The organism is Streptomyces sp. NPDC045778 (assembly GCF_056431945.1).
This window is the reverse complement of sequence record NZ_JBWKJZ010000004.1, coordinates 164,411-186,314: the sequence shown is the minus strand read 5'-3', so window position 1 is coordinate 186,314 and position 21,904 is coordinate 164,411. Positions and strand designations below refer to the sequence as shown.

At 73.5% G+C, this 21,904-nt stretch carries 19 protein-coding genes; 12 read left to right on the top strand and 7 right to left on the bottom strand.

The features are described from left to right. Positions 1-70: 70 nt before the first annotated feature. The 6 genes from sucC to AC07GB_RS06885 all read left to right on the top strand — a co-directional run bounded on the left by sucC (position 71) and on the right by AC07GB_RS06885 (position 7,728). The gene (gene sucC, locus AC07GB_RS06910; RefSeq protein ID WP_478842355.1) at positions 71-1,252 is read left to right on the top strand and encodes an ADP-forming succinate--CoA ligase subunit beta; all 1,182 of its coding nucleotides are present in this window, start codon (positions 71-73) and stop codon (positions 1,250-1,252) included. 22 nt (positions 1,253-1,274) lie between these two features. Then, positions 1,275-2,159, top strand: coding sequence for a succinate--CoA ligase subunit alpha (gene sucD / locus AC07GB_RS06905; RefSeq protein ID WP_478842353.1), 885 nt, complete (start codon positions 1,275-1,277; stop codon positions 2,157-2,159). Positions 2,160-2,461: 302 nt separating this feature from the next. Then, positions 2,462-3,643, top strand: a complete 1,182-nt coding sequence (locus tag AC07GB_RS06900) for a DUF6777 domain-containing protein (RefSeq protein ID WP_478842351.1) — start codon at positions 2,462-2,464, stop codon at positions 3,641-3,643. A gap of 74 nt (positions 3,644-3,717) precedes the next feature. Then, positions 3,718-5,826 (top strand): SpoIIE family protein phosphatase, encoded by a 2,109-nt coding sequence (locus AC07GB_RS06895; protein ID WP_478842349.1) that lies wholly within the window; start codon positions 3,718-3,720, stop codon positions 5,824-5,826. 84 nt (positions 5,827-5,910) lie between these two features. Then, positions 5,911-6,864, top strand: a complete 954-nt coding sequence (locus AC07GB_RS06890) for an RNA polymerase sigma-70 factor (RefSeq protein WP_478842347.1) — start codon at positions 5,911-5,913, stop codon at positions 6,862-6,864. Between the two features lie 3 nt (positions 6,865-6,867). Further along, the gene (locus AC07GB_RS06885) at positions 6,868-7,728 is read left to right on the top strand and encodes an Fpg/Nei family DNA glycosylase (protein WP_478842345.1); all 861 of its coding nucleotides are present in this window, start codon (positions 6,868-6,870) and stop codon (positions 7,726-7,728) included. A gap of 62 nt (positions 7,729-7,790) precedes the next feature. Here the strand turns inward: AC07GB_RS06885 and AC07GB_RS06880 are convergent, their stop codons facing one another. Together AC07GB_RS06880 and AC07GB_RS06875 are read right to left on the bottom strand one after the other, a co-directional pair. After that, positions 7,791-8,414 (bottom strand): zf-HC2 domain-containing protein, encoded by a 624-nt coding sequence (locus AC07GB_RS06880; RefSeq protein ID WP_478842343.1) that lies wholly within the window; start codon positions 8,412-8,414, stop codon positions 7,791-7,793. Positions 8,415-8,517: 103 nt separating this feature from the next. Further along, positions 8,518-9,033, bottom strand: coding sequence for a hypothetical protein (locus AC07GB_RS06875; protein WP_478842341.1), 516 nt, complete (start codon positions 9,031-9,033; stop codon positions 8,518-8,520). Between the two features lie 298 nt (positions 9,034-9,331). On the opposite strand from AC07GB_RS06875, the gene AC07GB_RS06870 reads away from it, so the two are divergent. Continuing rightward, on the top strand, positions 9,332-10,552 hold the full coding sequence (locus tag AC07GB_RS06870) for a CapA family protein (protein WP_478842339.1): 1,221 nt from the start codon (positions 9,332-9,334) through the stop codon (positions 10,550-10,552). A gap of 176 nt (positions 10,553-10,728) precedes the next feature. Then, a complete protein-coding gene (locus AC07GB_RS06865; protein WP_478842337.1) occupies positions 10,729-10,956 on the top strand; it encodes a hypothetical protein in 228 nt (75 codons plus the stop codon). A 6-nt stretch (positions 10,957-10,962) separates the two neighbouring features. Here the strand turns inward: AC07GB_RS06865 and AC07GB_RS06860 are convergent, their stop codons facing one another. Both AC07GB_RS06860 and AC07GB_RS06855 read right to left on the bottom strand, forming a co-directional pair. Further along, positions 10,963-12,423, bottom strand: coding sequence for an amino acid permease (locus tag AC07GB_RS06860; protein ID WP_478842335.1), 1,461 nt, complete (start codon positions 12,421-12,423; stop codon positions 10,963-10,965). Between the two features lie 133 nt (positions 12,424-12,556). After that, complete coding sequence (locus tag AC07GB_RS06855; protein WP_478842333.1) at positions 12,557-13,030, bottom strand: universal stress protein; 474 nt, start codon at positions 13,028-13,030, stop codon at positions 12,557-12,559. Between the two features lie 129 nt (positions 13,031-13,159). Here AC07GB_RS06855 and lysX point away from each other — a divergent pair, with 129 nt between their 5' ends. Together lysX and AC07GB_RS06845 are read left to right on the top strand one after the other, a co-directional pair. Then, positions 13,160-16,450, top strand: a complete 3,291-nt coding sequence (gene lysX, locus AC07GB_RS06850) for a bifunctional lysylphosphatidylglycerol synthetase/lysine--tRNA ligase LysX (protein WP_478842331.1) — start codon at positions 13,160-13,162, stop codon at positions 16,448-16,450. Between the two features lie 227 nt (positions 16,451-16,677). Continuing rightward, positions 16,678-17,523: a polysaccharide deacetylase family protein gene (locus AC07GB_RS06845; protein ID WP_478842329.1), complete on the top strand. Its 846-nt coding sequence runs from the start codon at positions 16,678-16,680 to the stop codon at positions 17,521-17,523. Positions 17,524-17,566: 43 nt separating this feature from the next. Here AC07GB_RS06845 and AC07GB_RS06840 read toward each other — a convergent pair whose 3' ends face one another. After that, positions 17,567-18,157, bottom strand: a complete 591-nt coding sequence (locus AC07GB_RS06840) for a class F sortase (protein WP_478842686.1) — start codon at positions 18,155-18,157, stop codon at positions 17,567-17,569. 464 nt (positions 18,158-18,621) lie between these two features. On the opposite strand from AC07GB_RS06840, the gene AC07GB_RS06835 reads away from it, so the two are divergent. Beyond that, positions 18,622-19,110 carry a hypothetical protein gene (locus AC07GB_RS06835; RefSeq protein ID WP_478842327.1) on the top strand — a complete coding sequence of 163 codons (489 nt, stop codon included), beginning with the start codon at positions 18,622-18,624 and terminating at the stop codon, positions 19,108-19,110. Between the two features lie 106 nt (positions 19,111-19,216). Here AC07GB_RS06835 and AC07GB_RS06830 read toward each other — a convergent pair whose 3' ends face one another. Then, the gene (locus AC07GB_RS06830) at positions 19,217-19,738 is read right to left on the bottom strand and encodes a hypothetical protein (protein WP_478842325.1); all 522 of its coding nucleotides are present in this window, start codon (positions 19,736-19,738) and stop codon (positions 19,217-19,219) included. A gap of 286 nt (positions 19,739-20,024) precedes the next feature. Continuing rightward, the gene (locus AC07GB_RS06825) at positions 20,025-20,339 is read right to left on the bottom strand and encodes a YidB family protein (RefSeq protein ID WP_478842323.1); all 315 of its coding nucleotides are present in this window, start codon (positions 20,337-20,339) and stop codon (positions 20,025-20,027) included. Between the two features lie 681 nt (positions 20,340-21,020). On the opposite strand from AC07GB_RS06825, the gene AC07GB_RS06820 reads away from it, so the two are divergent. Further along, complete coding sequence (locus tag AC07GB_RS06820; protein WP_478842321.1) at positions 21,021-21,875, top strand: SAM-dependent methyltransferase; 855 nt, start codon at positions 21,021-21,023, stop codon at positions 21,873-21,875. Positions 21,876-21,904: the final 29 nt, after the last annotated feature.

Here is a 21,904-nt window from a genome sequence, read left to right as displayed (position 1 = left end):
ACGCAGAGCACGCAGAGACTGAAGCCGCTGGCGACAGCGGCGCGAGATCACTGAAAAGGGACGGACGCGCGTGGACCTGTTCGAGTACCAGGCGAGGGACCTCTTCGCCAAGCACGGTGTACCGGTGCTGGCCGGTGAAGTCATCGACACGCCTGAGGCGGCGCGCGCGGCGACTGAGCGCCTTGGCGGCAAGTCGGTCGTGAAGGCGCAGGTGAAGGTGGGTGGCCGCGGCAAGGCCGGCGGCGTCAAGCTGGCGGCGACGCCGGACGAGGCCGTCGCTCGCGCCACGGACATCCTCGGCATGGACATCAAGGGCCACACGGTCCACAAGGTGATGATCGCCGAGACGGCCCCGGAGATCGTGGAGGAGTACTACGTCTCCTTCCTCCTGGACCGCACCAACCGCACCTTCCTCTCCATCGCCTCCGTCGAGGGCGGCATGGACATCGAGGAGGTGGCGGCCACCCGCCCGGAGGCCGTCGCCAAGACCCCGATCGACGCCAACAAGGGCGTGACCCCGGAGAAGGCGCGGGAGATCGTCGAGGCGGCGAAGTTCCCGGCCGAGGTCGCGGACAAGGTCGCCGACGTCCTGGTGACGCTGTGGGACACCTTCGTCAAGGAGGACGCCCTCCTCGTCGAGGTCAACCCGCTGGCCAAGGTCGCCTCCGGTGACATCCTGGCCCTGGACGGCAAGGTGTCCCTGGACGCCAACGCCGACTTCCGCCAGCCGGAGCACGAGGCCCTGGAGGACAAGGCCGCAGCCGACCCGCTCGAGGCTGCCGCCAAGGCCAAGGACCTCAACTACGTCAAGCTCGACGGCGAGGTCGGCATCATCGGCAACGGCGCGGGTCTGGTCATGTCGACCCTCGACGTCGTCGCCTACGCCGGTGAGGCCCACGGCGGCGTGAAGCCCGCCAACTTCCTGGACATCGGCGGCGGCGCCTCCGCCCAGGTGATGGCGAACGGCCTGGAGATCATCCTCGGCGACCCGGCCGTCAAGTCGGTCTTCGTGAACGTCTTCGGTGGCATCACCGCCTGTGACGAGGTCGCCAACGGCATCGTCCAGGCGCTCGCGCTGCTCGAGGAGAAGGGCGAGAAGGTGGAGAAGCCGCTCGTCGTCCGCCTCGACGGCAACAACGCCGAACTGGGTCGCAAGATCCTCTCCGACGCCAACCACCCGCTGGTGCAGCGCGTGGACACCATGGACGGCGCGGCCGACAAGGCCGCCGAGCTCGCTGCGGCTGCGAAGTAAGGGACGAGGGACTCAGACCACCATGGCTATCTTCCTCAACAAGGACAGCAAGGTCATCGTCCAGGGCATGACCGGTGCCACGGGCATGAAGCACACCAAGCTCATGCTGGGTGACGGCACGAACATCGTCGGCGGCGTGAACCCGCGCAAGGCGGGCACCAAGGTCGACATCGACGGCACCGAGATCCCGGTCTTCGGCACCGTCGCCGAGGCGATGGAGAAGACGGGCGCCAACGTCTCCGTCCTCTTCGTGCCGCCGGCCTTCGCGAAGGCCGCCGTCGTCGAGGCCATCGACGCCGAGATCCCGCTCGCGGTCGTCATCACCGAGGGCATCGCCGTCCACGACTCCGCCGCGTTCTACGCGTACGCGGTGGAGAAGGGCAACAAGACGCGGCTCATCGGCCCGAACTGCCCGGGTCTGATCACCCCCGGCCAGTCGAACGCGGGCATCATCCCGGGCGACATCACGAAGCCGGGCCGCATCGGCCTGGTCTCGAAGTCCGGCACGCTCACGTACCAGATGATGTACGAGCTGCGGGACATCGGCTTCTCGTCGGCCGTCGGCATCGGTGGCGACCCGGTCATCGGTACGACGCACATCGACGCCCTGGCCGCGTTCGAGGCCGACCCCGACACCGACCTGATCGTGATGATCGGTGAGATCGGCGGCGACGCCGAGGAGCGCGCGGCGGACTACATCAAGGCCAACGTGACCAAGCCGGTCGTCGGCTACGTCGCGGGCTTCACCGCGCCCGAGGGCAAGACGATGGGCCACGCCGGCGCCATCGTCTCCGGCTCCTCCGGCACGGCCGCCGCGAAGAAGGAGGCCCTGGAGGCCGCCGGGGTGAAGGTCGGCAAGACCCCCACCGAGACGGCGAAGCTGGCCCGGGCGATCCTGGCCGGCTGACGACGTCTCACGGTCCGGTCCACAGAAGCGGGGGGGGGGGGGGGGGGGGGGGGGGGGGGGGGGTGGGTGGGGGTGGGGGGGGGGGGGGGGGGGGGGGGGGGGGGGGGGGGGGGGGGGGGGGGGGGGGGGGGGAGGGGGGGGGGGGGGGGGGGGGAGTGCCGCCCCCCCCCCCCCCCCCCCCCCCCCCCCCCCCCCCCCCCCCCCCCCGCGGCCCGGGGGCGCCCCCTGTTCCGCTTGCGGGCCGCCGTAAGCCGATCCAGACAATGGGGAGCAATCTGCCCGGCGACAGGCGGGAGACACCCATGCGCTCAGCGCTCCGCACGTACGCGACGACCTTCGCGATGGCCACGGCCCTCGCGGCCGCCGGCTGCTCCGGGGGCGACGGCGGCGACACCACCAAGGCCGCGTCCGACAGCGGGCGCGAGCTGTTCCTCCAGCCCGTCGCCGCCCAGGGGCCCGACCCCTTCACCGCGTCCACGGCCAGGGATGCCGCGAGCCCCCCGCCCGTCACCCGTTCGCCGCAGCCCCCGCCCACCGGCTCGGCCTCGCCCACCGACCAGGGCCTGCGCTCCCTCGCGGGCGGCACGCCCGGCCTCTACGGCGGCACGCACCGGCTCGGCAGCTGCGACACCGGCCGGCAGATCGCCTATCTGACCGCGGACCCGGCCAAGGCCCGCGCCTTCGCCGAGGCCTCGGGCATCGCCCGCGACGGCATCCCCGCGTATCTGCGCGGCCTCACGCCCGTCGTGCTGCGCGCCGACACCCGGATCACCAACCACGGCTACCGCGACGGCCACGCCACCGGCTACCAGGCCGTGCTCCAGGCGGGCACCGCCGTCCTCGTCGACGACCGCGGCCTGCCCCGGGTGCGCTGCGCCTGCGGCAACCCGCTGAAGCCGCCGGTCGCCTTCCGGCAGTCCCCGCGCCACAGCGGACAGCCGTGGAGCGGCTACCGGCCCACCCAGGTGATCGTCGTGACCCCGGCGCCCCGCCCCATCACCCACATCACGATCGTCAACATCGTCAACAACACCTGGATCGAGCGGCGGACCGGGGACGAGGACGCCGACGGCGACCGCCCCGTGCCGCCCCCGCGCCCGACCCCCACCGACCCGACCACGTCCCCCGACCCGACCACGCCCGACGAGACGACCCCGGACGAGACGAGCCCCGACGAGACGACTCCCGACGCGAGCAGTCAGGAGCCCGACCCCACCGGCTCGGACGGATCCCTGGAGCCCGACGGCACCGATGGCACCGATGGCACTGACGGGACTGACGGGACTGACGGGACTGACGGCACCGACGAGGGCACCACCCCCGGCGAGGACACCACCTCCACCGACTGCCCCACGCCCGGCACCCGGACCCCCGAGGACACCGCCCCGGTCCCGCTCCCGCCCGGCTGCCCCTCGCCCGGTGACCCCCTGGAGCCGGACGGCACCGACGTGCCGCCGCCCGGCCAGGACCCCTTCGCCGGATGACCCGCGCCGACCGCCCGCACCAGGGACGACGCCGTGCACATGCGGCCGTCCCGGGGTGCGCCTAGCGTTGGCGCATGGACGCGGGCACGGAAGGTGTCGAGGCGGCGGTGCGGCGCTGCGGCGGCGGCTCCGCATCCGAGGCCACCTGCTGTTTCCTCGCCACGTACGGGCCCGGACTCGGCATGGGCAGCTTCGACTGGGACCTGGGCAGCCGGCTGCTGCTCATGGACGAGGAGGCCCTCGCCCTGTTCGACGTACGCCCCGAGGACTTCGACAACCGCCCCGAGAGCCTCGCGGGGCGCGTGCTGCCCGTCGAGGCCCACCGCCTCGACAGCCAGGTCTCGCAGGCCATGAAGGACGGCAGCGTCACCTACGGCGCGTACTTCCGCGTCCGGCGCCGCGACGGCAGCCTGCGCTGGACCCACACCCAGGGCCACATCCTGCGCGACGCCACGGGCCGCCCGCTGCGCATCGTCGGCATCGTGCGCGACGCCACCCGCGAGCTGAGCGACAGCGCGGCCCACCGCGAGCGCGTCGAGGCCGAGGCGGACCGGCGCCGCCGTACGAGCATCGTGCAGAACACCACGGCGGCCCTCGCGCACGCCCGGACCGTCGCCGACGTCATCGACGTCCTCAAGGACCGGCACGGACTCGCCAACCTCGGCGCGTCGAACATCGTCATGGGCCTCGTCGAGTCGGGGCGCATCCGCCTCGTCGCCGAGGGCCCCTCCGGCAGCTACGTGCCCGGCACCCGCGTCACCCGGGTCGACGAGCCGTACCCAATGAGCGAGACCGTGCGCACCCTCTCCCCGCGCTTCATCGAGTCGCCGGACGACTTCGCGTCCTCGTACCCGATCCTGTGGCCGCACATCGAGCACCTCGGCATCACGGCCGCCGCCTATCTGCCGCTGATCGCGCAGGCCCGGCCCATCGGCGCGCTCGGCCTGCTCTACCAGGACAGAACCGGCTTCACCGAGGAGGAGCGCAACGTCATCGTGGCGCTCGGCAGCAGCATCGCGCAGAGCCTCCAGCGGGCCATGTTCTACGAACAGGAGAAAGACCTCGCGCAGGGCCTCCAGCAGGCCATGCTGCCGCGCACCATCCCCGGCGTGCCGGGCGCCGACATCGCCGTGCGCTACCGCAGCGCCGCGCTCGGCCGTGACGTCGGCGGCGACTGGTACGACGTCATCCCCCTGCCCGGCGGCCGCGTCGGCGCCGTCATCGGTGACGTCCAGGGCCACGACACGCACGCCGCCGCCGTCATGGGCCAACTGCGCATCGTGCTGCGCGCGTACGCCGCCGAGGGCCACACCCCCGCCACCGTCGTGGCCCGCGCCTCCGGCTTCCTGCACGAGCTGGACACCGACCGCTTCGCCACCTGCCTGTACGTCGAGGCCGACCTGCCCACCGGCGTGGTCCAGCTGGTGCGCGCCGGGCACATCGACCCGCTGCTCCGGCTCACCGACGGGACCTGCCGCCGGGTGCCCGTCGAAGGCGGCCTGCCGCTCGGCCTCTCCGCCGAGTTCGGGCGGCTCGACTACCCCGTCACGACCCTCGAACTCGACCCGGGCCAGACCCTGCTGCTCTACACCGACGGCCTCGTCGAGGAGCCGGGCGCCGACCTCGACGACGGCACCCGGGCGCTCGCGGGCCTGGTCAGCACCGGGCCGCGCGACCTGGAGCACCTCGCGGAGCTGCTGTGCGGCCGCATCGACGACGGCCGGGGCGACGACGACGCGGCGCTGCTCCTGCTGCGCCGCGTGGCCGTGGACGCGCCGCGCTCCGGCGGGCGGCTCCAGCAGCACGTCGCGCCGGGCGACCCCGAAGGCCTCGCGGAGGCCCGGCACATGATCCGCGCGGCCGTCCGCGCGTGGGGCGCGCGGGGCCGCGCCGACGAGATCGAGCTGGCCGCCGACGAGCTGATCACCAACTCCCTGATGCACACCGACGGGCCCGCCATCGTCACCCTGCGCGTCGTCAGCGGCGCCGACCGGCGCCTTCGCGTCGACGTCGAGGACTCCTCCAGCGCGCTGCCGCGCCTGCGCGAGGCCTCCGACGACGGTGTCTCCGGGCGCGGCCTGCTGCTCGTGGACCGGCTCGCGGACGGGTGGGGCGTGGACTCGCGGGGGAGCGGCAAGTGCGTGTGGTGCGAGTTCGTCGTCCCGGCGCGGGGCACGGCCTGACCGGCGCGTGAAGGAGATCACAGCGCCGGGCTGTCACGCTTTTCCGGCCCGGTGTGTCTCGATGGGCGTCAGGAAAGGAGCCGCATGGCCGAGGACGCCTTCACCACACACCGCCCGCTGCTGTTCACCATCGCCTACGAGATCCTGGGCAGCGCCGACGACGCCGAGGACGTGCTCCAGGAGAGCTATCTGCGCTGGAGCGCCGTCGACCCGGCGGACGTCGAGCACCCGCGCGCCTACCTGGTCCGCGTGGTGACCCGGCAGGCCCTCAACCACCTGCGCTCGGTCCGCGCGCGCCGCGAGGACTACGTCGGCCCGTGGCTGCCCGAGCCGATCCGCACCGCGCCCGAGGTGAGCGACGACGCGATCCTCGCCGAGTCGGTGTCGATGGCCATGATGCTGGTCCTGGAGACCCTGAACCCCACCGAGCGCGCGGTGTTCGTCCTGCACGACGTGTTCGGCTACACGCACGGCGAGATCGCCGCCTCGGTCGGGAAGACCGAGGTCACCGTCCGGCAGATCGCCCATCGCGCCCGCCGCCACGTGCACGCCCGGCGGCGCCGCTTCGAGCCCGGGTCCGCGGCGACCCGCGACGTCGTCCGGCGCTTCCTGCTCGCGACGGCGAGCGGTGAGGTCCAGCCGCTGATGGACCTGCTCGCGCCCGACGTCGTGGTGCTCTCCGACGGCGGCGGCAAGGCCACCGCCGCGCGCCACCCGATCACCGGGCGCGAGGACGTCGCCCGGTTCGCCCTCGGCGTGGCCCGCGCGGGCACCGACACGACCCGCTTCGAGCACGCCACGTACAACGGCATGCCCGCGGCCCGCTTCGTCGTCGACGGCGTGCTCGACTGGCTGCTCGCCTTCGAGATCCACGACGGCCGCATCACCGGCCTGTACGGCATGCGCAACCCCGACAAGCTGCACCGCGCCGGGACGGTGCGCGCCCTCGACAGGGGAGAGCGGAACCGGCCCGGGGATGCGGCGCGCGCCCCGCGGCGTGAGGATGCCGGGAGGGGCACGCGGCGCGAGGAGAGGTGAGCGATGCCGGAACTGCCGGAGGTCGAGGCGCTGCGGGAGTTCCTCGACGAGGAGCTGACCGGGCACGAGATCGTCCGCGTGCTGCCCGTCGCGGTGAGCGTCCTGAAGACGTACGACCCGCCGGTGACGGCGCTCGAAGGCCGCACCGTCACCGGGGTGGCACGCCACGGCAAGTTCCTGGCCGTCGACACCGGCGGCCTGTGGCTCGTCACGCATCTGGCGCGGGCGGGATGGCTGCGCTGGCAGGACCCGCTGCCGAGCGGCGCGCCCCGGCCGGGCAAGGGCCCGCTCGCGCTGCGCGTGGCCCTGGAGACCGGAGCGGGCTTCGACCTGACGGAGGCCGGGACGCAGAAGCGCCTCGCGGTGTACGTGACGGACGCGCCCACCGCGCTGCCCGGCATCGCCCGCCTGGGCCCCGACCCGCTGGCCGCGGGCTTCACCGAGGACCGCTTCGCGCGACTCCTCGCCGCCGAGCGGCGGCAGCTCAAGGGCGCCCTGCGTGACCAGAGCCTGATCGCGGGCATCGGCAACGCCTACAGCGACGAGATCCTGCACGCGGCCCGCATGTCCCCCTTCAAGCGTGCGGACCGGCTCACCGCCGAGGAGACGAGCCGGCTGTACGCCGCCCTGCGCGCCACCCTCACCGAGGCCGTGGCCCGCGCCCACGGCCTGGCCGCCGCCCGCCTGAAGGCGGAGAAGAAGTCGGGCCTGCGCGTCCACGGCCGCGCCGGCGAGCCGTGCCCGGTCTGCGGCGACACCATCCGCGAGGTGTCCTTCGCGGACTCCTCCCTCCAGTACTGCCCGACGTGCCAGACCGGTGGCAAGCCCCTGGCCGACCGCCGCATGTCACGGCTCCTGAAGTAGCCCGCGCGCGCCGGCCCGGGGGGAGAGGCAACCCCGGTCCCCTGTGCCGGGGTTGCCCCGCGTCAGCGGGGGCGGAGGGTGAGCAGCCCGGTGCCGTCGGCGGCCCGTACCTCGAAGTGGTCGACGCGGTCGGGGCCGAGCCCCGTGCCGCCGTGCGTCGTCAGCGCCCGCCCCGTGCTCCGCCACGTCGTCACGGTCTCCTCGGAGCCGTCGACGCCCACGGCGACGAGCACGCAGGCGCGCCCCCGCGGCGCGTCCCGCACCCGCAGGTCGACCGCGGTGCCCCCGGCGTACGCGCGCGCGGTGAGCACGGCGGCCATCTCGCCGCGCGCGTCGGCGGCGGCGGCGCGCAGCGGACCGGGCCCGTCCGGGGTGAGCACGGCCGCCGCGGGGACGGCCACGGCGAGCGCGAGGCCGGCCGCGAGGGCGCCCAGGCACCGCCTGCGCCGGATCCGGCGGGTGCGGGCGGCCTCGCCGAGGACGCGGTCGAGCAGCAGCGGGCCGGGGGCGGGCGGCAGATCGCGGCCGTGGCCGAGCAACAAGCGGGCGGGCAGAGCGAGTTCGTCGAGGTCGGCGCGGCAGCGCGGGCAGTCCGTGAGGTGGTCCTCGAAGCGGAACGCGTCCGCTCGGTCGAGGACGCCGAGCGCGTAGGCTCCGGCGTCGCGGTGCCGCTCCAGGGACCTCATGGCGTTCCTTGTCGGTGGGGTGCTCCGTGCCTGTCCTCCGGTACGGAAAACGCCGCCGCATCACTCAACGGGCCGGGAGCCGCCCCCGTGCCGCACGCCCGCGTCAGAAGAGCTGGATCGCCAAGTGGCCGAGCGGCAGGCCCAGCTGCCACGCCGGGGTCCACACCTTCGGCACGTCGTCCTCGCCGGGCCCCGGGCCGCCGCCGGGCACCGCGTCAAGGTCCGGCGCGAGGAGTTCGGTCTCCTCGAGCCAGCGCCACGCGGCCTCGGCGAGGACGAGGTCGGGCGCGGGTCCGCGCGCGGCCATCGCGTCGGCGGTGCGCCCGTCCATGCGCTCGCGCACCCAGTCCTGCCACTCCCCGTCGTGGGCCGTCAGGGACAGCCAGGTCTCCAGCTGCGAGACCACGCGGATGCCGGACAGCTCGCCGCGCGTGTCCGACAGGAAGATGGTGAGCGCGAGCGCGTCGCGCCCCGCCCGGTACTCGAACGAGGTGGGTGGCATCAGGTCGCCCGTGCGGAGCAGTTCGTCCGCGATGTACTCGGCGTACAGCCACGCCATCGGCACCGTCAGCTCGTCTCCGCCGGTGCCTCCGGTGCCGCCCGTGCTCTCGTGCAGCATCACGCTCCGCCTTCCTAGCTTCCGAGGCTCCGTGTGTGCGTCACCGGCTTCTGGCCCCCCAACCCGGAACACGGATGAGCCAAGACGATTACCCAACGGGGGTGCTGAGCAAGGCACTTTGCCGACCCTTGACCATTCACCCGGTTTCGTCGCAGGTCGGCGCCTCTGTGTTTTTCCGCTCAGATCACTCTGCGTTGAGGTCCATTTCAGTGATATGGGCGGCATCGCTTCTTGACCACCCCATGTCTCACGGTCTGTATCTGTTTATCTGATTTCCCCTCATATGGAAGACAGGCCGATGACACAGCGCACCAGGGCCGCCGACCCGCCCCCTCGGTCCCCCCACCGGGCCCTCGCCCTCCTCGCGGCGGCGGTGGCCGTCGCCGCCGCGGCCTGCGGCGCCCCTGACGCGCCAGGCCCCGAAGGGCGGCGGGACGGGCAGCGGCCCGCGCCCGCCCTGTCCGCGGCGGGCGGCAGCAAGGGCGCGGCCCGCCCCTTCACACTCGTCGCCTCCGGCGACGTCCTGCCGCACGCCTCGATCATCCGTACCGCCCGGGCGGACGCGGGTGGCGAGGGCTACGACTTCGCGCCGATGCTCGCGGGCGCCCGGCCCGTCGTCTCCCCGGCCGACCTGGCGATCTGCCACATGGAGACGGTGTACGGCGCGCACGGCGACTACACCGGCTACCCCACCTTCAAGTCCCCGCCCCAGGTGGCCACCGGCCTCAAGGCGACCGGCTACGACTCCTGCTCCACCGCCTCCAACCACACCCTCGACGCCGGGACCCCGGGCATCCACCGCACCCTCGCGGCCCTCGACAAGGCGGGCATCAAGCACGCCGGATCGGGCCGCACCGCCACCGAGGGCCGCTCTCCGGCCTGGCTGCGCGCGGGCGGCGCGAAGGTCGCCCAACTGGCCTACACGTACGGCACGAACGGCATCCCCCTGCCCGAGGGCAGGCCCTGGTCGGTGAACCTCATCGACCGCGAGCGCATCCTCGCCGACGCGCGCGCCGCCCGGACGGCGGGCGCCGACGTGGTCGTCGTCTCGCTGCACTGGGGCTCCGAGTGGCAGGACGCGCCCGACCGCCAGCAGCTGCGCCTGGGCCGCCAGCTGACGGCCGCGCGCACGGCGGGCCGCCCCGACATCGACCTGATCCTCGGCACCCACGCCCACGTCCCGCAGGCGTACGAGAAGGTCAACGGCACCTGGGTCATCTACGGCATGGGCGACCAGATCGCGGGCGACATGATCAACCACGCGGGCGTCCACGACCCGCGCGGCAACCAGGGCACCGTCGGCCGCTTCACCTTCGCCCCGCCGCGCGCGCCCGGAGGCCGCTGGGAGGTGTCCAAGGCCGAGTTCGTCCCGCACTGGTTCGACACCGGAGCCGGACGCGTGGTCAACCTCAACGCCGCCCTGGACCGGGGCGCCGACGTACGGGACGTGCGCGACCGCATCCGCCGCGTCGTGCTGAGCCGCGGCGCCGCCGAGGACGGTCTGGTGATGGGGAAGTGAGGGCCGCCCCCTGAGGCCCCAGGGGCGCGGGCCCTCGCCCAGGCGTCCGGCGATTCCAGCCTCGGGGTGGCTTTTCCCCGTCAATCACGGGTAAAGCACCCCCCTCGGCGCCCGGCGGTGGCTATGCAGGAAGGGTGGGGCACGACCGGTGCCGCGCCTGACGGGAGGCCTGCCGGGTGAGTCTGTCGATCAACGTGGCGTTCCTGCTGGCCGTCATCATCGTGCTGCGCGTACGCGGCCACGCCCTGACCGGCGGCCGGCCGGGGGACCTGCTGATGGCAGGTGTCGTACTGCTGTTCGTCGTCCTGGTCGTCCCGACCGACCTCGGGCAGTGGGTGGTGGACTTTGTCGGCGCCGTCGTCGGCGGGCTCCTGAGCGCCGTCGGGGACCTCCTCACCCCCTGAGGCCGCTCAGGCGCTCTGCCCCGGGTCCCGGGGCCCGCCCCGCTCGCTCTTCGCCAGCTCCGACTTGCGGTACGAGTACGCGAAGTACACCACCAGGCCCACCGCGAACCACACCGCGAAGCGGGCCCAGGTCTGCCACTGGAGGAAGGTGATGAGCCAGATCGAGAAGACCACCCCGATCGCGGGCACCACGGGCATCCCCGGGCAGCGGAACGTGCGCGGCAGGTCGGGCTGCTTGTAGCGCAGCACGATTACCGCGACGCACACCACGACGAAGGCCAGCAGGATGCCGATGTTGGTCAGCTCCGCCGCCTCGCCGATGGGCAGGAAACCGGCGATGGCGGCCGAGGCGAAGCCGACGATCCACGTCACCCGCGTCGGCACGTGCCGCGTCGGGTGCGTCTTGGCGAACCACTTCGGCAGGAGCCCGTCGCGGCTCATCGAGAACCACACGCGCGTGCAGCCCAGCATGAACGTGAACATCACCGTGAGGATGCCGATGATCGCGCCCACCGCGATCACGTCCGCGAGCCCGCTCAGGCCCACCGCCTTGAACGCCGAGGAGAAGCCGCTCTCGGGGTCGATGTCCTTGTAGTCCTGCATGCCCGTCAGGACCAGGCAGGCCAGGACGTACAGGACCATCGAGATGGCGAGCGAGTACAGGATGGCCTTCGGCATGTGGCGCTGCGCGTCCTTGGACTCCTCGGCGGCCGTGCTCATCGCGTCGTAACCGAAGACCGCGAAGAACACCGTGGCCGCGCCCGTGAAGGCGCCGCTGACGCCGAAGGGGAAGAACGGCGCGTAGTTGCCGGTCTCGACGTGGAAGAAACCGACGCCGATGACGAGCAGGACGACGAGCACCTTCAGGATCACGATGATCATCTCGAAGCGCGCCGCGTTCTTGATCCCGAGGGTGAGCATGTACGCGATGAACAGACACAGGACCGCGGCGAACAGGTCGACCTTGTGGCCGCCGCCCGTGCCGGGCGCGCCCAGCATCCAGTCGGGCAGGTCCGCGCCCATCTCGTTCAGGAGGAAGTTGAAGTACCCGGAGATGCCGATCGCGACCACCGCCACGATCGCCGTGTACTCGAGCAGCAGGTCCCAGCCGATGAACCAGCCGGTGATCTCCCCGAGCACCGCGTAGCCGTAGGTGTAGGCCGAGCCCGCCTTGGGGATCAGGCCCGCGAACTCCGCGTACGAGAACGCCGCGGCGGCGCTGGCGACGCCCGCGATGAGGAACGAGATCAGGACCGCGGGCCCGGCCTTCTCGTTCGCCACGGTGCCGGCGAGCGTGAAGATGCCGGCGCCGATGATGCCGCCGACGCCGATCGCGGTGAGCTGCCACAGGCCGAGGGAGCGGGTGAGCTGCGTGCCCCCGCCCCCCGCCTCGGTGGCTTCGGTGTCGTCGATTTGCTCGATGGGCTTGCGCCGCAGGACGCCCTGCCCCATCCGTAGTCCGGCCATGAGCCTCACCTCTTCGCTGGCGGCGGTCGGCTGCTGGCGGATCATCCTGGCTCAGGCGCACCCGGCACGGAAGACACCACGCACCACGCGTCGGCACGCCCCCTTCGCACGGACGAGGTTCCCCCGGTCGGCCCTACGGCACCACGGTGACCGGCCAGCGCCCCGACTTCACCAGGCGCACCGCGACCGAGCCCACGATGCGGTGGCCCGCCTGCTCGGACGCGCCCACCACGACGGCGTCGGCCTTCAGCTCGTCGGCGGCCGTGACCAGGCCGTTGTACGGGTCGCCGCGGAAGGTGTGGAACTCCCAGCGCACGTCGAATATGCCCTTCACGCGCTCCGTGGCGTCCCGGATCTCGGCGATCAGGCTCTCGGCGATCTCGTCGGTGACCTCCGCGACCGGCGCCCCGAGCGCGACGCCCGCCGCGAGCACCGGCTGGACGTACACGACGGCGAGCAGCGCCCGCTGCCGCCGGGCCAGGCCTCCGGCATACGCTGCGGCGCGCAGCGAGGAATCCGAGCCGTCGACCCCGACGACGATCACCTTGGGGCCGTCGGTGCCCCGTTCGAACTGCTGGGACGGCTGCTGCGTGGGCTCTTCGGTCACGCCTCCGAGGCTATCGGAGGACCTGGTTCCGAGGTCCGGCGGCCTTCGCGGGCCTCCCCGGCAGCGACGGCGTGGGCTCTGCCCGCGCTCGACGGGCGGCGCGCCCCACCTGTTCCTAGAGTCGTGACCATGAGCGCCACCGTGCACGAGCCGGGCGCCCCGGGCGGCACGCGCCCCGGCGGCTTCCGCGTCAGCGGCCTCCACCGCGTGCCCGAGGTGTTCGCGGCCTTCTTCGGCGTCCTCGGCCTGTGCTGCGCGGTGCTCGCCGTGATCGCGCCGCTGCGCAGGCTGCTGCGGCCCGTCATCCGCTTCCTCGACCAGCTCACCGTGCCGGTCAGCCCGAACCTCGCCTACGCCGTCTTCCTCTTCCTGCTCGCCGCGGCCACCGCGGCCCGCAAGAAGGTCGCCTGGTGGCTCGTGGTGGTCTATCTGGGCCTCCTCGTCGCCTTCGACGTCCTCGGCTTCGCCCTCGGCTACTGGGGTGAGTCGCTGCCGTCCTTCGTCGTCTGCGGCGCGGCCCTCGTCGTGCTGATCCTGGCGCGCGCCGAGTTCTACGCCGACTCGCGCCGCGGCGCCCTGTGGCGGGCCGTCGCCGTGCTCGCCGCGGGGCTCGGCATCGCGGTCCTCCTGGGCTGGGGCCTCGTCGAGCTGTTCCCCGGCACGCTGCCCCGTGGCGAGCGGCTGCTGTGGGCGGCGAACCGGGTCTGCGGCGGCCTCTTGCAGGGCCACGACTACTTCGCCGGCTCGCCGCCGCGCCCGCTGTACTTCTTCCTCGGCCTCTTCGGCGCCCTCGCGCTGCTCAACGCCGCCGCCACCCTCTTCCGCTCCCAGCGCATGGAAGCCGCCCTGCACGGCGACGAGGAACCCCGCATCCGCGCCCTGCTCGGCGCCTACGGCGACCAGGACTCGCTCGGCTACTTCGCCACCCGGCGCGACAAGGCCGTCGTCTTCTCGCCCAGCGGCAAGGCCGCCGTGACCTACCGCGTCGAGGCGGGCGTGTGCCTGGCGAGCGGCGACCCCGTCGGCGACCGCGAGGCCTGGCCGCACGCCATCGGCGCCTGGCTGGACGTGGCCCGGCGGTACGCCTGGGCGCCCGCCGTGATGGGCGCGTCCGAGGACGGCGCGACGGCCTTCGTCAGGGCCGGGCTCGGGGCGCTCCAACTCGGTGACGAGGCCATCCTGCACGTGCCGGACTTCGACCTGGACGGCCGCGACATGCGCGTCACGCGCCAGGCCGTGAACCGGGTCCGGCGCACCGGCGCCACCGCTCGCGTCCGCCGCCACGCCTCCCTCACCGACGAGGAGATGGAGGCGATCATCGACAAGGCGGACGCCTGGCGGGACACCGAGACCGAGCGCGGCTTCTCCATGGCGCTCGACCGGCTCGGCGACCCCGAGGACGGCGACTGCCTGCTCGTCGAGGCCCTCGACCCCGACGGCAAACTCCTTGCCCTGCTGTCCTTCGTGCCCTGGGGCAGGGACGGCATCTCGCTCGACGTGATGCGCCGCGACCGCAGCGCGCCCAACGGCGTCATGGAGTTCATGGTCGCCGAGGTGTGCGCCGTGGCGCCCAAGCTCGGCGTGCGCCGGATCTCACTGAACTTCGCGGTGTTCCGCTCCGTCTTCGAGGAGGGCGCCCGCATCGGCGCGGGCCCCGTCCTGCGCCTGTGGCGCAAGCTGCTGCTCTTCTTCTCCAAGTGGTGGCAGCTGGAGGCCCTGTACCGCTCCAACGCCAAGTACCACCCCGAGTGGTACCCGAGGTTCCTCTGCTACGGCGACACCGGCTCCCTCGCCCGCATCGGCCTGGCCTCCGGCATCGCCGAGGGCTTCGTCTCCGTGCCCTCGCTGCGCAAGCTCTGGGGCAAGGGCCACAAGCCCCGGGGCGTCACCAAGCCCGCCACCACCGAGGGCCTGCCCTCCATCGCCGCGCTCGGCCTCGGCGGCCGCTCCGGCGCCCGCTTCGACCCCGTCGAGGCGCTGCCCGAGCAGGTCCGCATCCGCCACCGGGCCCTGGAGCGGCTGCGCGCCGAAGGCGTCGACCCCTACCCGGTGGGCATCCCGCCGCGCACCCACGAACTGGCCGCGGTCCGCCCGGACCTGGCGGGCGAGCGGGTCACGGTCGCGGGCCGCGTCATGCTGGTGCGCGACTTCGGCGGCGTCGTCTTCGCCGTCCTGCGCGACTGGTCGGGCGACCTCCAGCTCGCCCTCACCCGCGACCGCTCGGGCCCCGTCGTCCTGGACGCCTTCACCGCCCGCACCGACATCGGCGACCACGTCACCGCCACCGGCGAGGTCGGCCGCAGCGACCGCGGCGAGCTGACCGTCTTCGTCACCTCCTGGCAGCTCACCGGCAAGTGCCTGCGCCCGCTGCCCGACAAGCGCCGCGGCCTCGCCGACCCCGAGGCCAAGGTGCGCCGCCGCTATCTCGACCTCGTCGCGAGCCCCGCCGCCCGCGACGTCGTGCGGGCCCGCTCCACCGCCGTGCAGGCGCTGCGCCAGGGCCTGCTCGACCGCGGCTATCTGGAGGTCGAGACGCCGATGCTCCAGCAGATCCACGGCGGTGCCAACGCCCGGCCCTTCACCACCCACATCAACGCCTACGACCTCGACCTGTATCTGCGCATCGCCCCCGAGCTGTACCTCAAGCGGCTGTGCGTCGGCGGCCTGGAGAAGGTCTTCGAGATGGGCCGCACCTTCCGCAACGAAGGCGTCTCCTACAAGCACAACCCCGAGTTCACGATGCTGGAGGCCTACCAGGCCTTCGCCGACTACGACGTGATGCTCGACCTCACCCGCGAACTCATCCAGGGCGCCGCCACCGCCGCCTTCGGCACGCCCGTCGCCCGCAAGGACGGCCGCGAGTACGACATCTCCGGCCCCTGGCCCGTCAAGACCGTGTACGGCGCGCTCTCCGAGGCCCTCGGCGAGGAGGTCGACGCCGACACGCCGCTGGTGGGCCTGCACCGCCTGTGCGACCGCGCCCACGTGCCGTACACCGCCGACGACGGGCGCGGCGACGTGGTCCTGGAGATGTACGAGCGGCTCGTCGAGGAGAAGACGCAGCTGCCCACCTTCTACAAGGACTTCCCGACCGACGTCTCCCCGCTGACCCGTCAGCACCGGACGGACCCGCGCCTGGCCGAGCGCTGGGACCTCGTCGCGTTCGGCACCGAACTGGGCACCGCCTACTCGGAGTTGACCGACCCCGTCGAGCAGCGCCGGCGCCTCACCGCGCAGTCGCTGCTCGCCGCCGGGGGAGACCCGGAGGCCATGGAGCTGGACGAGGACTTCCTCGACGCCCTGGAGTACGCGATGCCGCCCACCGGCGGCCTCGGCATCGGCGTCGACCGGCTCGTCATGTTCCTCACCGGCCTGACCATCCGCGAGACGCTGCCGTTCCCGCTGGTCCGCCGCCGGTGACGCTGCGCTGGCACCGCCGTGCCGGGCCGTCGCTCGGGTGCCGGTCCGTCGTGGCTGGTCGCGCCCACGCGGCGGAGCCGCAAATTGACTCAGCCTCGCGCCCCTTCGGAGCGCTGTCCTGGCCGCCTTGCGTCGCCTTGAGCCCGCGCTGGTCCCATCGGGTGCATTCGCGTGCCCCCGCAGCGTTGCTGAGACCGCCGGGCCTTCGGCCGTGCGAGGCATTAGTCATGAAAGACGATCAGATGCCTCCGGGGCGTCGTGCGCTGCTGCGCGGCGCCGTCGTCGCCGGCCTCGCCGCGGCCACCGGCTGCGTCGGCGCCGAGCGCGCGGACACCCCGGGGCGGGCGGCCGCCTCCCGGGCCCCCGCCGCGGGCCCGCAGGCCCTCCGCGCCCGCAAGCCCTCCGCGTACCGGCTGCGGCCCATGACCGGACACGGGCCGCGGCGCGCCGCGCCCGCCCGCCCCGCCGTGCGCCGCGCGCCCATCCTGCGCCTGCCGGGCCGCGCCCGTGCCATGGTCCTGACCTTCGACGACGGCCCCGACCCGCGCTACACCCCGGCCATCCTGCGCACCCTGCGGCGCTACGACGCCCGCGCGATGTTCTTCGTGTGCGGCGAGATGGCGGCGGACAACGGGGACCTGCTGCGGCAGATGGCCGACGACGGCCACGCGATCGGCAACCACACCTGGAGCCATCCGCTCCTGCCCACCCTGACCAGGGCCGCGATCCACGAGCAGATGGAGCGCACCTGCGAGGTGGTGGAGCGCACGGTGGGCACCCCGCCGCTGTGGTTCCGCGCCCCCTACGGCGCCTGGAACCGGGCGGCCTTCGAGCTGGGCGCCGACCTCGGCATGGAGCCGCTCGCCTGGACCGTCGACACCCTCGACTGGCGCACCCCCGGCACCGGCACCATCGTCCGGCGGGTCCTGAACGGCGCGGGCCCCGGCGTCGTCGTCCTCTCCCACGACGCGGGCGGCGACCGCACCCAGAGCGTGCACGCCCTGGACGCCTATCTGCCCGAGCTGCTCGACGCCGGATTCCACCTCACGGTGCCCAGCCGCTACCGCGTGTGAGCGCCGCGCCCCCACCCGGAGGCGGGGGCGCGGGCGGCGCGGCTCAGCGCACGTCGACCAGGCGGGCGAACACCACCACGTTCCCGTCGTAGCCGTTCTGCTTGGAGAAGCCGCCGCCGCAGGTGATGACCCGCAGCTCGGGCGTGCCCGTGTCGCCGTACACGCGCTGACCTGGGAAGTCGTTCTTGGCGAACACCTCGACGCCGTAGATCTCGAAGACGGCCGTACGCCGGTCCTGGCGCAGGATCTCGACGCGGTTGCCCTTCTTGAGCGAGCCGAGGCCGTAGAAGACCGCGGGACCCTGCTGGTTGTCCACGTGCCCGACGAGGACGGACGTGCCCTTCTCACCCGGCGATACCGCGCCCGTGAACCAGCCCGCGAGATTCGGGTCGTCCGGCGGCGGCGCGTCCACCCAGCCCTCCGTGTCGAGCCCGACCGCCATCACGGGGGCGTCCACACGGATCGCCTTGATGCGGACGCGGTCGGCGGCGGCGAACGTCAGGGGCGCCGGGGCGCCGTCCTTGGCGGGCGCGCGGTCCGCCGCCGCGGCCGAAGCGGGCTGCGGCGGGCCCACGTCGAACTCGCCGGAGCCGTTGCGGATCAGCGCGAGCCCGGTGAGCAGCACCAGCGCCATCGCGCCCCACGGCGCGCGCTTGCGCGGCCGTGCCTCCTCGCCTTCCTCGCCCTCCACGTACCCGGTGGCGGCGGAAGGCTGCTGCGCGGGCTCGGACGGCTGGGACGTCGACATTCCCTATCCCCTCTCGGCATCCCCTCTCGCCACGGCGATTCCTGCCGCGTCCGTGGCGCGTACGAAAACGCTAAGTGCAGCGCGCGCGGCATGCGAAAGGGCGGGCGCGAACGGGTGGCGGGGAAAGGCGGTCTGCGCCATCCGAGTCGCCGCCCACAGGTTTTTTCTGACGGTCCGTGACCTGCGGTGATGGCCACGCGCGTGGACACGCCTCGGCGTGTCCGCTCACCAGGACGGACGATTCCCGAAATGCGGCTGTACGCACGCCGTCTGAGGGTCTTTCCGAGGGCGCTCTCGCCGAAACGACCGGGGAAATGGTTTCCCCGGGGTGCCTCTCGCGGAGGAATTCCATGCGTAACTCTCGAGCACTGGCGGCCGTCGTCGCCGCGGGCGCCGTCGTCGGCCTCGCCGCGCCCACGGCCGCCGCCTGGGCAGGACCCAGCAACATCGTGGCCATGCCCAGCGTGATCGCGCGGGGCGGCCAGCTGACGGTCACCGTCGACGGCTGCGACCACCCCGGCACCGTCGAGTCACCCGCCTTCCCCAAGACGGACCTCAGGCAGATCCCGGGCGGCACCACGTCCAGCGCGACCGTCACGGTGCACCACAGCGCCCGCCCCGGCGCCTACGACATCACCGCGCACTGCCACGGCAAGCCGCCGCTCACCCGGCCGCACGCCTTCACCGTCATCCACGGCGCGGCCCGCGGCGGCCTCGGCGGCAGCTCGACGTCCGGGGCGACGAGCACCGACATCGCGATCGGCGGGGCCCTGGTGGCCGCCGCGGTGGTCGGCGGCGGCGTCTTCTGGATGCGGCGCCGGGCCGAGAACAGGGCGTGAGCAGACCACGACCGGCCCGGCGCGTCCCCTTCCGCGCCGGGCCGGTCGGCCGTGTGCGCCCCGCGGTCCCGGGGGCTGTGGCCCTGAGGTCAGGTGGGGGAGCGGGTCAGCTGTGGTCGGCGCCCGTGCGGCGGCGCGTCCAGTAGTACGCCGTGCCGAGCACGCCCGCGATCAGCGCGCCGCCCAGGGCGATCTGGTGCCCGTCGAACCCGGCGACGCTGCCGCCCACGCCCGCCCTGACGCCCCGTGAGTGGTGTGTGGCGGGGCTGGAGTGGCCGCCGCCGGTGGCGATGGTGAGGTCGGTCCTGCCCGACTCCTGGCCGCAGGTGAACGTCACCTCGTACAGGGCGCCTGGCTTGGCGTCCCAGAAGACGTGCGCGGTGGCCGTCGACCGGCCCTTGGGGATGGTGACGTCGTCGAACACGCCCGAGGTCACCTTGGTGTCGTTCTGGCAGCCGTCGACGCTCAGCGTGACCTGCCCGCCCGCGGCGATCGTGGAGGGCGTCACGCGGAAGCCGAACGAGGTGATGTTCTCGTCGCCCGCGACGGCCGCGCCCGCGGCGGGGGCGGCGAGGGTCAGGGCGGCGGTGGTGAGCAGGGCGGCCGAGGCGACGCGTATCGCGCGCATGCGAGTCCTCCGGGTCCCCGAGGAGCGGCCGCGGACCTTCTTCCGCCGGCGCCTGGTACGCACCTCGATGCGGTGAACGCTAGGGAGACCGGGGGTGCGCCGCGATCGCTGTCGTGCGAACGGGGCATTCCTGTGGGCCGGACAGGGGAACGGGGGCGTGTCGCTCCCGCGCGCCGCACGAGGAGACCGCCCGGCGCCGGGCCCTCGCAGGAGAGCCACGGACACCGGGCGGCGCTTCGTCAGCGGATCGGAATCAGCGGACGCGTCCCTCAGGCAGGCGGGTCGCCTACTGGGTGACGACCTCCCCTTCCGGGCTCAGCGCGTCGAAGGTGACGGGGAGCGCGGCCGCCGCCTTCTGGGCGACCTCGTCCGTGCTGAGCCCCTGGAGGGCGGCTATGCGGGCGATGCTGTCGCCGAGGACCTTGGTCAGCTCCTCGGCGGTGAGGGGCTGGTTCTCGCCCGTGCCGATCCACGAGTCGACCTTGTCGCCGAGGCCGGCCGCGCGCAGCTCCTCCACCGCGGGGGCGATGAGGCCGCCGTCGAAGAGGGTGGTGATGAGGAACAGCTCCAGGGGGGTGGCGGGGGCGTCGATGGCAGCCATGTCTATCTCCTTGCACGGGGTAACTGAGTAAGTGGTGCTGGGGGCACCGCGGCGGATTCACCGCCTCCGCGACGCCCTCGTGGGACCAGACGTGGCGTAGGTGTTCGAGGGTTGCCCGATGGAGTGAAGGAGGGCCGAACGCGCCACGCCCCAGGGCGATTTGACCCACGGCTGACCGCTTTTCCGGCCCGTTTTCCGTCAGGCCCGCACACGCGCGGGCTGCCTCTTTCCCGGCCGGGTGAGGTAGGGGCGTGACGGGGGCGCGGGCCCGGGCGCGCGGGCGGGGCGCACGCGGCGGGGACCTCCGGATCACACGCCGTGTGCTCGCCGCACCCGAACTGGCGCGGCGCACACACTCCCCGCGCGGCACCACGAGGGGGTTTCATGACGCATATGCCGCACGGATGGGTCACGACGGGGGACGGCGGGGGCATCCGTGCGGCCGGGCCACCGGCTCTTCCCCTGCGATGCGCCGGTGGCCCGCCGAGCAGCCGGGCGGGATCGGTGGCCATGCCTCCCGCAGGGACGGTCCCGGCCCGGCGCGCACGTGCCGCGCCGGCCGCCCCAGGGTTCCGGTATGGCTGATTCGCCGTCGTTGATCTTCGGCGCGAAGGCGCCGAGGCTTGGCCGCAGGGCCCCTGAAGGGCCCCGAGGCCGACCGGCGAGAGGTGGCAAGCGGCTATGACCAGTGACGTGACCGCATCGGGCACGGGTGAGGACGCGACGCGCCGTTACTACGAGACCAGTGACGTCGACGCGTTCTACGACATCGTGTGGGGCGGCGAGGACATCCACACCGGCATCTACGCGCACGAGCGCGAGCCGATCGCGGACGCCTCCCGGCGTACCGTCGAGGAACTCGCGGACCGGCTCCAGGACCGCCTCGGGCCGGGGCGGACCGTCCTGGACCTCGGTTCCGGCTACGGCGGCACCGCCCGCTACCTGGCCGGCCGCTTCGGCTGCCGGGTCGTCGCGCTCAACCTCAGCGCGGCCCAGAACGAGCGGCACCGCGCGGCCAACGCCGAGCGCGGCCTCGGCGACCTCGTGGACGTGGTCACCGGCTCCTTCCACGACGTGCCGTACGCCGACGCCCACTTCGACGCCGTGTGCTCCCTGGAGGCCTTCTGCCACAGCGGCGACCGGAACCGGGTGCTGAGCGAGGCGGTCCGGGTGCTCGCCCCCGGAGGGGCCCTGGCCTTCACCGACCTCATGGCCGACGAGGGCGCGCCCGCCGACGAGCTGCACGCGGCCGTGTCCCGCCTCGGCGTCGACGCGCTCGCCACCCCCTCCTGCTACCTGGGGCGGCTCGCCGAACTCGGCCTGGACGCGGTCGACTTCGCCGACCACAGCGAGCAGGTGCTCCGCCACTACGTCCGCCTCACCGACGAGACACGCGCGAAGGAGGCCGAACTCCGCGCCGTCATCAGCCCCGGCTACGTCGACGGGCTGCTCGCCAATCTGCCGCTGTGGGTGGAAGCGGCCCGCGCCGAGCGCCTGCGCTGGGGCGTCTTCAGCGGCCGCCGCCCCCAGGCGTGAGGGCGTCACCAGGTGGCGGCCGCACGGGG